Origin of the sequence: Micromonospora sp. NPDC049102 (assembly GCF_043197485.1) — a bacterium.
Classification (GTDB): Bacteria; Actinomycetota; Actinomycetes; order Mycobacteriales; family Micromonosporaceae; genus Micromonospora.
The window spans coordinates 77,987-92,717 of the sequence record NZ_JBICTE010000014.1 but is presented as its reverse complement, the minus strand read 5'-3'; the positions used below and the strand labels follow the sequence as shown (position 1 = coordinate 92,717).

11 protein-coding genes and 1 pseudogene are annotated in these 14,731 nt (G+C 71.7%); 8 read left to right on the top strand and 4 right to left on the bottom strand.

Going from position 1 to position 14,731, the window contains the following annotated elements:
- The first annotated feature begins 72 nt into the window (after positions 1-72).
- The 5 genes from ACGFH9_RS16370 to serA all read left to right on the top strand — a co-directional run bounded on the left by ACGFH9_RS16370 (position 73) and on the right by serA (position 8,116).
- On the top strand, positions 73-2,427 hold the full coding sequence (locus ACGFH9_RS16370; protein WP_393219720.1) for a putative bifunctional diguanylate cyclase/phosphodiesterase: 2,355 nt from the start codon (positions 73-75) through the stop codon (positions 2,425-2,427).
- A 188-nt stretch (positions 2,428-2,615) separates the two neighbouring features.
- Entirely contained in the window at positions 2,616-4,490 is a 1,875-nt protein-coding gene (locus ACGFH9_RS16365) for an acetolactate synthase large subunit (RefSeq protein WP_393219609.1), read from the top strand.
- A 2-nt stretch (positions 4,491-4,492) separates the two neighbouring features.
- Complete coding sequence (ilvN, locus tag ACGFH9_RS16360) at positions 4,493-5,008, top strand: acetolactate synthase small subunit (protein ID WP_393219608.1); 516 nt, start codon at positions 4,493-4,495, stop codon at positions 5,006-5,008.
- A gap of 56 nt (positions 5,009-5,064) precedes the next feature.
- The gene (gene ilvC, locus ACGFH9_RS16355) at positions 5,065-6,078 is read left to right on the top strand and encodes a ketol-acid reductoisomerase (protein ID WP_355232956.1); all 1,014 of its coding nucleotides are present in this window, start codon (positions 5,065-5,067) and stop codon (positions 6,076-6,078) included.
- A 439-nt stretch (positions 6,079-6,517) separates the two neighbouring features.
- On the top strand, positions 6,518-8,116 hold the full coding sequence (serA, locus tag ACGFH9_RS16350) for a phosphoglycerate dehydrogenase (protein WP_355232957.1): 1,599 nt from the start codon (positions 6,518-6,520) through the stop codon (positions 8,114-8,116).
- 108 nt (positions 8,117-8,224) lie between these two features.
- Here the strand turns inward: serA and ACGFH9_RS16345 are convergent, their stop codons facing one another.
- Positions 8,225-8,581, bottom strand: a complete 357-nt coding sequence (locus ACGFH9_RS16345; protein WP_393219605.1) for a hypothetical protein — start codon at positions 8,579-8,581, stop codon at positions 8,225-8,227.
- 370 nt (positions 8,582-8,951) lie between these two features.
- Here ACGFH9_RS16345 and ACGFH9_RS16340 point away from each other — a divergent pair, with 370 nt between their 5' ends.
- Positions 8,952-9,977: a hypothetical protein gene (locus tag ACGFH9_RS16340; RefSeq protein WP_393219602.1), complete on the top strand. Its 1,026-nt coding sequence runs from the start codon at positions 8,952-8,954 to the stop codon at positions 9,975-9,977.
- Between the two features lie 7 nt (positions 9,978-9,984).
- Here the strand turns inward: ACGFH9_RS16340 and ACGFH9_RS16335 are convergent, their stop codons facing one another.
- On the bottom strand, positions 9,985-10,827 hold the full coding sequence (locus ACGFH9_RS16335) for an FAD:protein FMN transferase (RefSeq protein ID WP_393219600.1): 843 nt from the start codon (positions 10,825-10,827) through the stop codon (positions 9,985-9,987).
- 224 nt (positions 10,828-11,051) lie between these two features.
- On the opposite strand from ACGFH9_RS16335, the gene ACGFH9_RS16330 reads away from it, so the two are divergent.
- Together ACGFH9_RS16330 and ACGFH9_RS16325 are read left to right on the top strand one after the other, a co-directional pair.
- Positions 11,052-12,083 (top strand): 3-isopropylmalate dehydrogenase, encoded by a 1,032-nt coding sequence (locus tag ACGFH9_RS16330; RefSeq protein WP_393219597.1) that lies wholly within the window; start codon positions 11,052-11,054, stop codon positions 12,081-12,083.
- Between the two features lie 163 nt (positions 12,084-12,246).
- On the top strand, positions 12,247-13,344 hold the full coding sequence (locus ACGFH9_RS16325) for a branched-chain amino acid aminotransferase (RefSeq protein ID WP_393219594.1): 1,098 nt from the start codon (positions 12,247-12,249) through the stop codon (positions 13,342-13,344).
- 46 nt (positions 13,345-13,390) lie between these two features.
- Here ACGFH9_RS16325 and ACGFH9_RS16320 read toward each other — a convergent pair.
- Together ACGFH9_RS16320 and ACGFH9_RS16315 are read right to left on the bottom strand one after the other, a co-directional pair.
- Positions 13,391-14,136: pseudogene (locus ACGFH9_RS16320) on the bottom strand (tyrosine-protein phosphatase).
- Between the two features lie 56 nt (positions 14,137-14,192).
- Positions 14,193-14,651 carry a PRC-barrel domain containing protein gene (locus tag ACGFH9_RS16315; RefSeq protein ID WP_393219591.1) on the bottom strand — a complete coding sequence of 153 codons (459 nt, stop codon included), beginning with the start codon at positions 14,649-14,651 and terminating at the stop codon, positions 14,193-14,195.
- Positions 14,652-14,731: the final 80 nt, after the last annotated feature.

Here is a 14,731-nt window from a genome sequence, read left to right as displayed (position 1 = left end):
ACAGTTGCACATCCGGCCTCCCACGACGTGCGCTCATCCGGCACTCTTGGTGTCGTGCATCTCCCCCCGGGCATGGTCGCCGTCGCGGCGCTGAGCGGGCTGGTCGCGGTCGCGGCCACCGCGCTGCTGACCGTGGTCGCCCGGCGGCGCACCGGGCCGCGCCGACCGGCGCACATGCTGCTCGTGGCCGCTGCGGGTGTGTCGGTGGTCAGCCTGCTGGCCGGGCTCGCGGCCGTGCTGTCGGCGAGCGACCACTGGGCTCACGAGCAGGGGCAGCGCACCGGCTGGGCGACGGCGGCGGCGATCGGTATGGCGGTGGCCGGCCTGGCCTTCGCGGCCGGGCTGCTCCGACTGCCGGGGGTCGCCGCGACCGCCGCGGGGACCGCCCGGCTGGCGCTGGACGGCGTCACCGTGGCGGCGGCGCTGTGGTTCGTCGGCTGGGTGCTCTTCTCCGAGCCGACCCGGCTGCTCGGCGCCGCCACCCCGATGGCCTGCCCGGCGATCCTGGTGACGACGGTGAGCGCCGCGCTCGGTGCCGGCCTCGCCATGATCGTCGTGTTCCGCGCCGCCGCCCCGCGTCACCGGCTGGGTGTGCTCGCGGCCGGCATCACCGCGGTGAGCTGCGGCGGGCTGGGCCTCAGCGCGGGGCTCTGCCAGGCCGGGCCGACGATGGCGCTCACCGGCGCGGCGGTGCTGTCCGCCGGTCTGCTGACCGTCGCGCTCGCGGTGCGCCGGGTCGACCAACCGGGCGAGGTCGCGCTGGACCTCATCGGCCGTGACGGCGAGTACGCACTCGCGCCGATGCTGGCGATGGCGGCCTCCGCGATGTACCACCTGCTCCAGGACGGCCGCTTCACCGCGCCGGGCATCCTCGCCGGCAGCGTGGAGGGCTTCGCCCTGGTCGCCCGGCAGTACCTCACCCTCAAGGACGTCCGGGACTACGCCGGCCGGCTGGCCGAGCGGGAGGCGCACTTTCGTGAGCTGGCACACACCGACCCGTTGACCTCGTTGGCCAACCGGCGCGGGCTGCTGCGGGCGTTGCACGCCGGCGCGGCGGCGGGCACGCCATGTGTCCTGCTCGGTCTGGACCTGGACGGCTTCAAGAACGTCAACGACATGCGTGGCCACGACGTGGGTGACGCCGTGCTGGCCGAGGTGGGTCGCCGGCTGCGCGGCAACCTGCGCCCGGGCGACGTGGCGGCCCGGCTCGGCGGCGACGAGTTCGCCGTGCTCATGCCGGCCCAGCCCGTCGAGGCGGACCGGGTGGCCGAGCGGCTGCTCGGGGTGCTCAACCGGCCGTACGACCAGCCGGAGGGCCCGATCTTCCTGTCCGTGAGCATCGGGGTGGCCGGATGGTCCTCCGATCCGGACGTGGAAGTGCTCCTGCGCCACGCCGACCTGGCGCTGCGCTACGCCAAGCAGCGCGGCAAGAACCGGATCGAGCGCTACGACGCCGCGTACGACCAGTTGCTGCGTCGCCGCACCACCGTGGAGCACGAGCTGCGGGGCGCGATCGAACGCGACGAGCTGCGGCTGGCCTTCCAGCCGGTGGCGTCGCTGCCGTCGGTCCGGCCGGTCGGCGCCGAGGCGCTGCTCCGCTGGCACCATCCCGAGCTGGGCAACGTCCGACCCGACGAGTTCATCCCGCTCGCCGAGGAGTGCGGCATGATTGCCTCACTCGGCGCCTGGGTGTTGCACCAGGCCTGCTACCAGCTCTCCCGGTGGCTCGCCGACGGGCACGACGTCTGGGTCTCGGTGAACGTCTCGCCGCGGGAACTGCACGCCCGGGAGTACGTGGTCCAGGTCGCCGAGGCCCTGCGTGCCCACCACGTGCCGCCGCAGCGGCTGGTGCTGGAGGTCACCGAGCACGCGGTCGCCACCGATCTGGACGAGCTGATCCGACGGCTGACCGCGCTGCGGCTGACCGGCGTACGGATCGCGCTCGACGACTTCGGCGCCGGGTACTCGTCCCTGGGTCAGCTGCGCCGGCTGCCCATCGACATCCTGAAGATCGACCACAGTCTGGTGGCGGAGCACGAGCCGGTGCATCCGGTGGGCCAGGACGGCCCGGCGTTCGCGCCCATGGTCGACATCGTCATGCGGCTGGGGCACCAGCTGGGCATGGAGGTCATCGCCGAGGGGGTCACCACGCCGACCGAGTTGGCCGCGGTGGTCGCTGCGGGGTGCCGGTTCGGGCAGGGCGCGCTGTTCGGCTGGGGGGTGCCCGCGGAGCACCTGGAGGCGATGCTGGAGGCTGCCACGTCGCCCGGTGCGCGTCCCGGCCCGTTGCCCGCCCAGCGCCGGGGTTTCGGGGGGTCCGGGCAGGTCATGCCGCCTGGTGGCGGCGCGGCGTCGACCGACGCGCCGCCCTCGGTTAACCAACATGTGGGATCAGTTGACTCATCGCGTGAGATGCGTCAGGCTTAGCCGCATGTCGTCGTACCGGTCGCTGCGAGTACTTATCTGAGCGCACTCTCCTCCGTCGAGAGTGCGCTGGCCCCGTGCATCTGCACGAGGGCCGTTTTTGTTGCCGTCGGAACCTGTCGCGACGGGCTCACGCCCACGTCGCATCGCTGAACAAGCCCCAGCCACTCCAGCCGAAGGCCAGAACCACCATGACGAGACCCACGCCCGAGACCCTCGCCCACACAGCCCGACGGGCCCGCGCGTCCGCCGACCCGGCCACCGCCGACCCCGCCGCCGCTGCTGCCACGCCGGCAGTTCCGGCCGTACGGACATCCGCTTCGGCCCAGGTCTCCGGCGCCGGCTCGCTGGTGCGGTCCCTGGAGGCGCTCGACGTCGACGTCGTCTTCGGCATCCCGGGCGGCGCGATCCTGCCGGCGTACGACCCGCTCTACGACTCCACCGTCCGGCACATCCTGGTCCGTCACGAGCAGGGCGCCGGGCACGCGGCGACCGGGTACGCGCAGGCCACCGGCAAGGTCGGCGTCTGCATCGCGACCTCCGGCCCGGGCGCGACCAACCTGGTGACGCCGATCGCCGACGCGTACATGGACTCGGTGGCGATGGTGGCCATCACCGGCCAGGTGCCCCGCCCGTCGATCGGCACCGACGCCTTCCAGGAGGCGGACATCCAGGGCATCACGCTGCCGATCACCAAGCACAACTTCCTCGTGCAGACCCCCGAGGAGATCCCGCAGGTGCTGGCCGAGGCGTTCCACCTGGCCAGCACCGGTCGGCCCGGTCCGGTGCTGGTCGACATCCCCAAGGACGTGCTCCAGGCGTCGACCACCTTCAGCTGGCCCCCCACGCTGGACCTGCCCGGCTACCGGCCGACCCTGCACCCGCACGGCAAGCAGATCCGCGAGGCGGCCCGCCTGCTGGCCGGTGCCCGCCGGCCGGTCCTCTACGTGGGCGGCGGCGTGCTCAAGGCCGGTGCCACCGACGGGCTGCGTCGACTCGCCGACCTGACCGGCATCCCGGTCATCACCACGCTGATGGCACTCGGGGCGTTCCCCGACTCGCACCCGCAGCACCTGGGGATGCCGGGCATGCACGGCACCGTCGCGGCCGTGTACGGCCTCCAGAAGGCCGACCTGATCGTCGCCCTGGGCGCGCGTTTCGACGACCGGGTCACCGGCAAGCTCGACTCGTTCGCCCCGGACGCGACGGTGGTGCACGCCGACATCGACCCCGCCGAGATCGGCAAGAACCGGCACGCGGACGTCCCGATCGTCGGTGACGCCAAGCACGTCATCGACGAGCTGATCGCCGCGGTGACCGTCGAGCGCGCGGGCGGCCGTGTGGCCGACCTGGGCGACTGGTGGACCCAGCTCGACGACCTGCGCAACCGCTATCCGCTGGGCTACGACGAGCCGTCCGACGGCACGCTCTCCCCGCAGTACGTCATCAAGCGGTTGGGAGAGATCGTCGGCCCCGACACGATCTTCGTGGCCGGGGTGGGGCAGCACCAGATGTGGGCGTCCCAGTTCATCTCCTACGAGAAGCCGTACACCTGGTTGAACTCCGGCGGTCTCGGCACGATGGGTTACGCGGTGCCGGCGGCCATGGGGGCGAAGGTCGGCAAGCCGGACACTGTGGTGTGGGCGGTCGACGGCGACGGCTGCTTCCAGATGACCAACCAGGAGTTGGCGACCTGCGCGCTGGAGGGCATCCCGGTCAAGATCGCTCTGATCAACAACGGTAATCTCGGCATGGTCCGGCAGTGGCAGACGCTGTTCTACAACGAGCGCTACTCCAACACCGAGCTGGGCACCCACAAGCACCGCATTCCCGACTTCGTCAAGCTCGCCGAGGCGCTGGGCTGCGTGGGACTGCGCTGCGAGACCGCCGACGACGTGGACAAGACCATCGCCGCCGCCATGGAGATCAACGACGTTCCTGTCGTGATCGACTTCGTGGTCGGCAAGGACGCCATGGTCTGGCCGATGGTCGCCGCCGGCACCAGCAACGACGAGATCATGTTCGCCCGCGGCGTCCGCCCGGTCTTCGACGAGGATGACATCTGACCATGACCATGCACACTCTGTCCGTGCTCGTGGAGAACAAGCCCGGCGTGCTCGCCCGGGTGTCCGGCCTGTTCTCCCGGCGCGGGTTCAACATCGACAGCCTCGCCGTCGGCGAGACCGAGAACCCGGACGTCTCCCGGATCACCATCCTGGTCAACGCGGAGTCGTCCCCGCTGGAGCAGGTCACGAAGCAGCTCAACAAGCTGGTCAACGTGCTCAAGATCGTTGAGCTTGACCCGCAGGTCTCGGTTGCCCGGGAGCTGCTGCTGGTGAAGGTCCGCGCCGACCGTGCCGCACGGTCCCAGGTGCTGGAGACCGTCAACCTGTTCCGCGCCCGGGTGGTGGACGTCGCACCGGACACGCTCACCATCGAGGCCACCGGCACGCCGGACAAGCTCGACGCGCTGCTGCGCGATCTCGAGCCCTTCGGCATCAAGGAAATGGTCCAGTCCGGACTGGTTGCCATCGGGCGCGGCTCGCGTTCGATCACCGCCGGTCCCGCGCTGCGGGCCGCCTGACCCATCCGCACAGACCACGACGGGCACTCAGGCCGTCGTACGAAAGGGAAGTTCTCATGAGCGTTGAGGTTTACTACGACGACGATGCCGACCTCGGCCTGATCCAGGCCAAAAAGGTCGCGGTGATCGGTTACGGCAGCCAGGGCCACGCCCACGCGCTGTCGCTGCGCGACTCCGGCGTCGACGTGGTGGTCGGTCTGCCGGAGGGCTCGAAGAGCCGTCCCAAGGCCGAGGAGCAGGGCCTGCGGGTGCTCACGCCGGCAGAGGCCTCGGCCGAGGCGGACGTGATCATGGTGCTTGCGCCGGACACCGCCCAGCGCAAGATCTACACCGAGTCGATCGCCCCGAACCTGGCCCCGGGCAAGGCGATCTTCTTCGGCCACGGTTTCAACATCCGCTTCGGGCTCATCAAGCCCCCCGCGGAGGTGGACGTGGCGATGGTGGCGCCGAAGGGCCCCGGCCACCTGGTTCGTCGCCAGTACGTCGACGGCAAGGGCGTGCCCGTCCTGGTCGCCGTCGAGCAGGACGCCAGCGGCAACGCGTTCGCGCTCGCCCTGGCGTACGCCAAGGGGATCGGCGGCACCCGGGCCGGCGCGATCAAGACCACCTTCACCGAGGAGACCGAGACCGACCTCTTCGGTGAGCAGGCAGTGCTCGCCGGCGGCGCGACCGCCCTGGTGCAGGCCGGTTTCGAGGTGCTCACCGAGGCGGGCTACGCCCCGGAGGTGGCCTACTTCGAGTGCCTGCACGAGCTGAAGCTGATCGTCGACCTCATGTACGAGGGCGGCATCGCCAAGATGCGGTACAGCATCTCCGACACCGCCGAGTACGGCGACCTGTCCCGTGGTCCGCGCATCGTGGACGCCCGGGTCAAGGAGGAGATGCGCAAGATCCTCGGTGAGATCCAGTCCGGCGAGTTCGCCCGCGAGTGGGTCGCCGAGGACGAAGCGGGCCGCCCCAACTTCGCCAAGTGGCAGGCCGAGGGCGCGGCACACCCGATCGAGGAGACCGGTAAGAAGCTGCGCGGCATGATGAGCTGGGTCGACCGCCCGATCACCGAAACCGCCTGACCGCACCGCAACACCCACGGATCCCCGGCCCCGGGTCGCGCTCTCCCCAGCGCCCCCGGGGCCAACCCGTCGCCCCCCCGCCCCGCCCTCGCCCCCCGCGCCCGCGCCCCCCGCCCTCGTCGATCTTGCACTTTCGGATGGCGATTTGTGGGGCGGTGCCCTTTACGTCGCGACAGTATGTGCAAGATCGACGAGGGCGGGGCGAGGGCGGGTGGGGGTGGGGTGCGTTTCGGGGTGGTGAACGGCTCATGTCGGTCACTTGACCGGGCATGTGAGGGCACTCACCCCGAAGACCGGAACACGCCGGCCAGCGCGGCCCCTACGATCGCGGGTAGGTGCGCTGAGCCGGCACCTGACGGCCACGGCACGGATCAGCACGGGGTGCAGTGCGGCGCCCCGCCACCCGCGCCGATCGCAAACACGACGTCTACGAGGACCGATGAATCCTGTCGTACTGATCGCCGAAGAACTCGCCCCCGCCGCCATCGAGGTGCTCGCTCACGACTTCGACGTCCGTCACGTCGACGGCACCGACCGTCCGGCCCTGCTCTCGGCGCTCTCCGAGGCCGACGCCGTCATCGTGCGCAGCGCGACACAGATCGATGCCGAGGCGGTTGCCGCCGCGCCGCGACTCAAGGTGGTCGCCCGTGCGGGCGTCGGACTCGACAACGTCGAGGTGCCGGCAGCCACCGCGCGGGGCGTGATGGTCGTCAACGCACCCACCTCGAACATCGTCTCCGCCGCTGAGCAGGCAGTCGCACTGCTGCTCGCCGTGGCCCGCAACACCGCCAGCGCCAGCGCGGCGCTCAAGGCGGGCGAGTGGAAGCGGTCCAAGTACACGGGTGTCGAGGTGCAGGGCAAGACCGTCGGTGTGGTCGGGCTGGGTCGCATCGGGGTGCTCTTCGCGCAGCGCATCGCGGCGTTCGGCACCCGGCTGATCGCGTACGACCCGTACATCCAGCCGGCCCGTGCCGCACAGCTCGGCGTACGATTGGTCGGGCTCGAGGAGTTGCTGCGCGAGAGCGACTTCATCTCGATCCACCTGCCGAAGACCCCGGAGACGGTCGGCCTGATCGGCGAGAAGGAGTTGGCGCTCGTCAAGCCCGGCGTCCGCATCGTGAACGCCGCGCGCGGCGGCCTGGTCGACGAGCAGGCCCTCGCCGACGCCATCGCCGAGGGGCGGGTCGCCGGCGCCGGCGTCGACGTGTACTCCAAGGAGCCCTGCACCTCCTCGCCGCTGTTCGCCTTCGACAACGTGGTGGCCACCCCGCACCTGGGCGCCTCGACGCACGAGGCGCAGGACAAGGCCGGTCTGGCGGTGGCCAAGAGCGTGAAGCTGGCGCTGCAGGGCGAGTTCGTTCCGGACGCGGTGAACGTCCAGGCCGGCGGCGTGGTCGCCGAGGACGTCCGCCCGCTGCTGCCGCTCGTCGAGAAGCTGGGTCGCGCCTTCACCGCCGTCGCCGGCGGGGTCGCGGCCAGCGTCACCGTCGAGGTTCGCGGCGAGGTCGTCAGCCACGACGTGTCGGTGCTCAAGCTGGCCGCGACGAAGGGCCTGTTCAGCTCGGTCGTCGAGGATCAGGTCACCTACGTCAACGCACCGCACCTGGCCGCCGAGCGTGGCGTCGAGGTCACCCTGGACAGCCAGGCCGAGACCGCCGAGCAGCCCACCCTGGTCACGGTGCGCGGCGCTCTGCCGGACGGTCGGGCGGTCAGCGTCTCCGGGACGGTCAACCACACCGGCACCCGTGACGTCCCGCGGCTGACCGAAGTGGACGGTTTCGACGTGGAGATCGCCGCCGAGGGCATCCTGCTGTTCCTGCGCTACGCCGACCGGCCGGGTGTCGTCGGTACCGTCGGCACCCTGCTGGGCGAGTCGGGTATCAACATCGCCGCGATGCAGGTGGCCCGGCGCGAGGCGGGCGGCGAGACGCTGATGACCCTCACCGTCGACCAGGCGCTCGGCGCCGACCTGCTGACCTCGGCGGCCGACTCGATCGGCGCGACCGCTGCCAGCGCGGCGGACCTGCGCGACGAGTAGTCCGTCGGCCGGCGGCGCGACAGGCACGCACGGCAGCACCACGGGGGGTCCGGCGACAGCGCCGGACCCCTTCGTCGTACGCCGGGAGGTGTTCCGCCCGGGGAGTGGTCAGTGCGGCAGTCGGGCCGGGGGCGGGTAGACCGAGCCGTCCTGGGGGTCGAAGAGCATCAACCCGTGCTCCCCGGCCAGCCGCTCGATGTCCAGCAGCACCTGGTCCGCGCAGGTCGGGTGCAGGTTCAGCTCGACGTGATCGTGGGCGGCGTGCAGCGGCGCGACAGCCCAGGGGCTGCCCGGGCCGGGGTGACGGTCCGGATAGGACGCGGTGATCGCCCGGTAGAAGCCGACGACGCGCGGGTCCGGGTATCGGTCCACGTGCCGCCCCTGCCGGCAACCCTCGACCGCTGCCCGCACGTCCTCGGGCGTCGCCCCGTCCTCCAGGGCCCACACACTCAGATCGAAACTCACGGCGGACAGCGTGCCATCCGTCGTTCACCATGTCGAAACTGCCTCGCCGCAGGCCAATCGGCGAGCCGTCGCTTTCCATCCGAAGGGGTCCGCTGTGGAGACTCTTGCGTCGAGTTGCGTCGATTCGCTAGCGTACGACTGCGGTTACTGGCCGCCAGGCCGTGGCGCCGGCCCGTCTTCGGGTGGCGTGGCCGACGTCCGGCCCGACCGGTCCGCACCCCTCGATTGTGCGAGCCACGCGCACTCGTCGCTGACCGGCCCCCACAGCCGTTGCCGAGGCCGTGGGGGCCGATCGCAATTCGGGTCGCGAGGCAATCGGCGGGCCTCAGGTGCGACGACGCGTCCGGCCGTCCCGCTATGATCGGCTGCCGTGACAAGCGCTCGGTTCTCGGACGACGAGACCCGTCAGGTCGCTCGGCGGGCTGCTGATCTGCGGCGACCCGCGACGCCTCGACGAACGGTGTGGCCGACGAGGCTCCTCGCGGCCCTGGTGGCGGTACTCGTGCTGGCTGGCTGTTCGACTGAGCCGAGCGGCCCGCCGGGCTCGTCGGTCTCCACGGGGACCACCGGGCCGCGGTCGACGAGTGGGTTGGGGCCGGCCGGTGGCCGGCAAACCGGCACGTCGGGTGCCGACGAGGCGCAACGCCGACGCTTCGCGGCGGCGGCAACCCTTCTCAAGAGCCGACCGGGGGTTCTCGGAATCCTCGTACGGGACCGGCGTACCGGCGAGCTCTGGCGGGCGGGAACCACCGACCACCCGATCTGGACGGCCTCCACCATCAAGCTCGCGATGACTGTCGGGCTGTTGGAGCGGGCCCGCGCGGGCGAGATCACGCTCGACGCCACCGCGCGTCGACAGATCGCCGACATGTTGAACTTCTCCTCCGACGACGCCGCCACCGCGCTGTGGAATCGCTACGGCCGCGACCAACAGCTCAAACGCTTCCAGCAGCGCTATGGGATGACCGGGCTGAGCACCGTCTCCGGGTTCTCGCGCTTCTGGGGCCACCTCAAGTGCACCGCAGATGATCTACAGCGGTTGATGTCGTACGTGCTGGACAAACTCGATCCGACCGACCGCGCCTATCTCGTCAATGCGATGCGCTCGGTCGGCTCGATCCAACGTTGGGGTGTCTGGGCGGCCGGCAGCGACATGCACCCCGGCACGAAGGACGGCTGGTCGATCGAACCGGATCCGGGCGGCGAGCACTGGGTGACCAACACGGTGGGCTTCGCCGGTGACGACCAGCGTTACGTGGTCGCCGTGATGTACCAACTGCCACCCGGCAAGGGGATCGACGTGGGGGTGCACACGGTGAGCGACCTGATCGCCACCGTCTTCGGGGCCCGGACCCCGGCGCGGGTCACCGTGCCGGACCCCAGCACGGGACGCTAGGGCGCGCTCAGCGGCGGTGGGCGAAGATCGCGCGATACTCGGAGCCACCCCGGAACCAGGCCAGGCCGGTGGGGCCGGCGGCATAGAGAGCGGTGGCGTACGCGTCGGCGACAGTGAGGTCCGGGCCGACGACGGTCGCGGCGACGAGGTGGTCGGCAGGCTCACCGGTGTGCGGGTCGACCACGTGTCCCTGCCGTCCGGACACCCCGGAGGTGCTGACGGCTCCCGCGGTCATCTCCAGCACCAGTGGCGCGCGGTCCGGTGCCGTCGGGTGGTGTATCGCGACCCGCCACGGCCCTCCGTGCGGCGCACGCCCGCGGACCACCAGGTCGGCGCCGGCGAGCACGGCGTAGTCGTGGATGCCCGCGGCGCGCAGCCGGGCGGCGGCACGCTCCACGGCCCAGCCGCCCAGCAGGCCGCCCGGGTCGAAGCCGCCGGGCACCGCCCAGGCGTCGAACCAACCGTCGGTGGCGGCGCGCATCGCCACACAGCGGTCCACCAGGTCGGCCAGCGGGGGGTACGACTCGGGGCTGATCTCGCCCCGACGCAGCTTGGAGACGAGGCTCTCCGGGCGGTTCGGGCCGTAGGTCAGGTCGACGGCGCGCAGTTCGGCGACGCTGTCCCGCAGCGCCTCGCCGACGCCCCGACGGCCGAGCTGCTCGGGGGCGTTGAGCAGCAGCGTGTACTCGGCGGTGGCGGTGCGTACGGTGTGCTGCACGGCGATGCGTCCCTGGGTGGCGCCGGCCGGGTCGATCCGGTTTCGGCGGCTGCCGAGGCGGAGGTCCGGCCTGCGGTGCCGGAACGTCGACAGCTCCGGCCAGCGGGTCCGCGGCTGCTCGTCGATGCGCATGGCGCCTGCCCCCTCGCGGTTCACGTCGCGGCGTCGCGACCACCGTTCGCGGGCCTCCTGCCCGCTGACCCCCACCGTAGGCAGCGGACATGATCGCTACATGAGTCCCAGCTGAGAGGGTGCTGCGCATCCGCCCGTCCCGCATTTTGGAAGCATCGTACCGGGGGGCGGGACGGCGACGTACCGTTGCCGGACAGGGCAGTCCGAGCGTGGGGAGAGTGGGCGTGACGCGGATCGCGGTGGTGGCCGGGGACGGCATCGGGCCCGAGGTGGTCGCGCAGGCTCGCAAGGTTCTCGACGCGGTGCTCCCCGGTGTGCAGGCCACCGAGTACGACCTCGGCGCCGCCCGCTGGCACCGTACCGGAGAGGTCCTGCCCGACTCGGTGCTGACCGAGCTGGCCGGGCACGACGCGATCCTGCTCGGCGCGGTGGGTGACCCCACGGTGCCGCCCGGTGTCCTGGAGCGGGGTCTGCTGCTCAAGCTCCGGTTCGCCTTCGACCAGTACGTCAACCTGCGTCCGTCGCGGCTGTGGCCCGGCGTCGCCGGTCCGCTGAGCAGCGTGAAGCCCGGCGAGGTCGACCTGGTGGTGGTCCGCGAGGGCACCGAGGGGCTGTACGCGGGCGCTGGCGGGACGTTGCACCGCGACACGCCCGCCGAGGTCGCCACCGAGGAGAGCCTGAACACGCGGCACGGCGTGGAGCGGGTGATCCGCGACGCGTTCGCGCGGGCCGGTCGTCGGGAGCGGCGCAAGGTCACCCTGGTGCACAAGACCAACGTGCTGACCCACGCCGGGTCGCTGTGGTCGCGCGCATTCGCGGCGGTCGCCGCCGAGCACCCGGACGTCGCGACGGAGTACCAGCACGTCGACGCGGCCGCGATGTTCCTGGTGACCCAGCCGCAGCGCTACGACGTGGTGGTCACCGACAACCTCTTCGGCGACATCCTCACCGACATCGCCGCCGCCGTCACCGGCGGTATCGGTCTGGCCGCCAGTGGCTGCATCAACCCCGAGGGCGCGTACCCCTCGATGTTCGAGCCGGTGCACGGCTCCGCGCCGGACATCGCCGGGCAGGGTGTCGCGGACCCGGTGGCCGCGGTGCTCTCCGTGGCGCTGCTGCTGGAGCAGCTCGGGCACGCCGAGGCGGCCGCCCGGGTCGACGCGGCGGTCGCCGCCGAGCTTGCCGGCCGTACCCCGGGTGCGACGTTGCGTACGGCCGAGGTCGGCGACCGGCTCGCCGCCCACGTCGTAGCCTGAGCGCCCCGGGCCGGCTCCCGGCCGGGGCGGAATCCGCCTGTCCGGGCAGTCCACCCGGTCCCGAGCGGCGCTACCTTCTGAACGACCGTTCGGGGTAAGTTTCTGGCACAGCCAATTCGGTGTGCGGTCCCGCATGCCGTTGTCCCGCAGGGAGGTCAGCGCGATGAGCGGTGGTGACAAGCTCGACTTCGAGATCCGTCCGAATCCCACGCCGGTATCCGCCGCCGACCGGGCCGCCCTGCTGGCCAACCCCGGGTTCGGCCGCGTCTTCACCGACCACATGGTCACGATTCGCTACGCGGAGGGCAAGGGCTGGTACGACGCGCGGGTGGAGGCGCGGGGGCCGATCCCGATGGACCCCGCCAGCGCGGTGCTGCACTACGCGCAGGAGATCTTCGAGGGGTTGAAGGCGTACCGGACGGCCGACGGTGGCGTGACGATGTTCCGGCCGGACGCGAACGCCGCGCGGTTCGTCGACTCGGCGCGGCGGATGGCGATGCCGGAGTTGCCGCCCGAGGTGTTCGTCGACTCGCTGCACAAGCTCATCGAGATCGACCGGGAGTGGATTCCCACCGACGAGGACGGCAGCCTCTACCTGCGGCCGTTCATGTTCGCCAGCGAGGTGTTCCTCGGCGTCCGCCCGGCCAACGAATACCTGTACATGGTGATCGCCTCACCGGCCGGGTCGTACTTCACCGGCGGGGTCAAGCCGGTCACGGTGTGGGTCTCGCCGGACTACACGCGGGCCGCTCCCGGCGGCACCGGCGCGGCCAAGTGCGGCGGCAACTACGCCACGTCGCTGGCGGCCCAGGCGGAGGCCATCGAGGCGGGCTGTGACCAGGTCGTCTTCCTCGACGCCGTGGAGCGCCGCTTCGTCGACGAGCTGGGCGGCATGAACGTCTTCTTCGTCTACGACGACGACACGGTGGTCACCCCGCCGCTGACCGGCACGATCCTGCCCGGCATCACCCGGAACGCGATCATGACGCTGGCCGACAAGGCCGGGCACCGGGTCGAGGAGCGACCGGTCTCGTTCGCCGACTGGCAGGCCGACTCGGCCAGCGGGCGGCTCCGCGAGGTCTTCGCCTGCGGCACCGCCGCGGTGATCACCCCGATCGGCGGGGTGCGCTTCCCCGACGGGGAGTTCCTGATCGGTGGCGGCGAGCCCGGCCGGGTCACCATGTCGCTGCGCCAGCAGTTGGTGGACATCCAGCGCGGCAAGGCCGCCGACCCGCACGGTTGGGTGCGTCAGGTCCTCTGACGTCCGTCGGCTGACCGGCCCGTACGACGGGCCGGTCAGCCATTGCCTAGCCCTCGTCCAGTAGGTGGTCGCGCAGGGCCGCCAGCTGCTCGTCGGTCACTCCGGCATGACGCAGGTACGCCTCGATCGAGCCGTGCCCCTCGCGTAGCTCGTCCAGGAACATCTGCATGGCCTCGGCGGGCGACGCCAGGAACGGCGCCGGCACCTCCGCGGCGTCCGGCATGGTGGCGGCCAGCCAGGCGCTGAACCGGGCCGACGCCTCGGTGCTCAGCGCGTAGTCGGCGGTGACGTCGCGTCGTCCACACCCAGGACGGCGAGTGTCAGGGCGCAGACGATGCCGGTGCGGTCCTTGCCGGCCACGCAGTGCACCACCACCGGGGCGTTCGCCGCGTCGGCGATCAGCCCGACAGCCTCGCCCAGGCCCACGGTGCCGGTCTGGGCCAGGGCGGCGTAGCGGTCGGCGAGGTAGCGCGCCAGGTCGGTGCCCTTCTCGTGCGGGGTCAGCGACCAGTCCTCGTGCTCCGGGTGGATGTGCCGGTAGGTCAGCCCCTGGTAGGCCGGCACCCGACCGTCGCGCTCCACCTCGGTGGGGCGGCGCAGGTCGATGACGGTGCGGATGCCGATCGCGGCGAACGCGTCGCGGTCCTGCTCGTCGAGCCGGTGCAGGGAGTCGGAGCGGTAGAGGCGACCACGGCGTACGGTGCGGCCGTCGTGGCCGAGGTAGCCGCCGACGTCGCGGAAGTTGAAGGTCGCCGGCAGTGTGCGGTGTCGTGCGTCATCGATGGCGTCCACCCGCACACGGTAACGGCCGGTGGGCTCGTACCCCACCGGCCGTGCAGTCCGATCGGTCAACGGGCGGTGCCCGGGGGGAGCGCACCGTACGTCTCGTCGTAGTAGCCGCCCAGCTTGTCGCGGTACGCCGGGTCGCTGTGGCTGGTCTCGTCGTACTCCGGGGCGGCCTTGATCTGGTCGCGGTTCCGGTCGACGGAGACGGTGCGCTGGTCGTGGTCGACCTGGTTGACAGTGCCGGCGGGCAGCATCACCTTCTTGCCGAAGATCCACGGCCCGGTGTCCACCACCAGGTAGCTGCCGCCGACCTCGTGGCTGGCGCTGTCGATCTTGCCGACTCCGCCGTCGGTGGCCTCGACCTGGTAACCGACCAGGTCGGCGTCGGCCACGGCGGCGACGTCGCGGTAGCGCCAGGGGTCGAAGGCGCCGGCGGGTGCGCCGCCGGCAATGGCGCCCTGGTCGCCGCCGCGCAGCGGGTCCGGCCCGGCGTGGGCGGAGTGCGGGTCGATCCTGTCCATGCCGTTCACTCCTGACTGTCGCCGATCGTCTCGGCCTGGCGTGCCTGGGTCACCGCAGGAGCTACCCGGCGGCGGGGTGC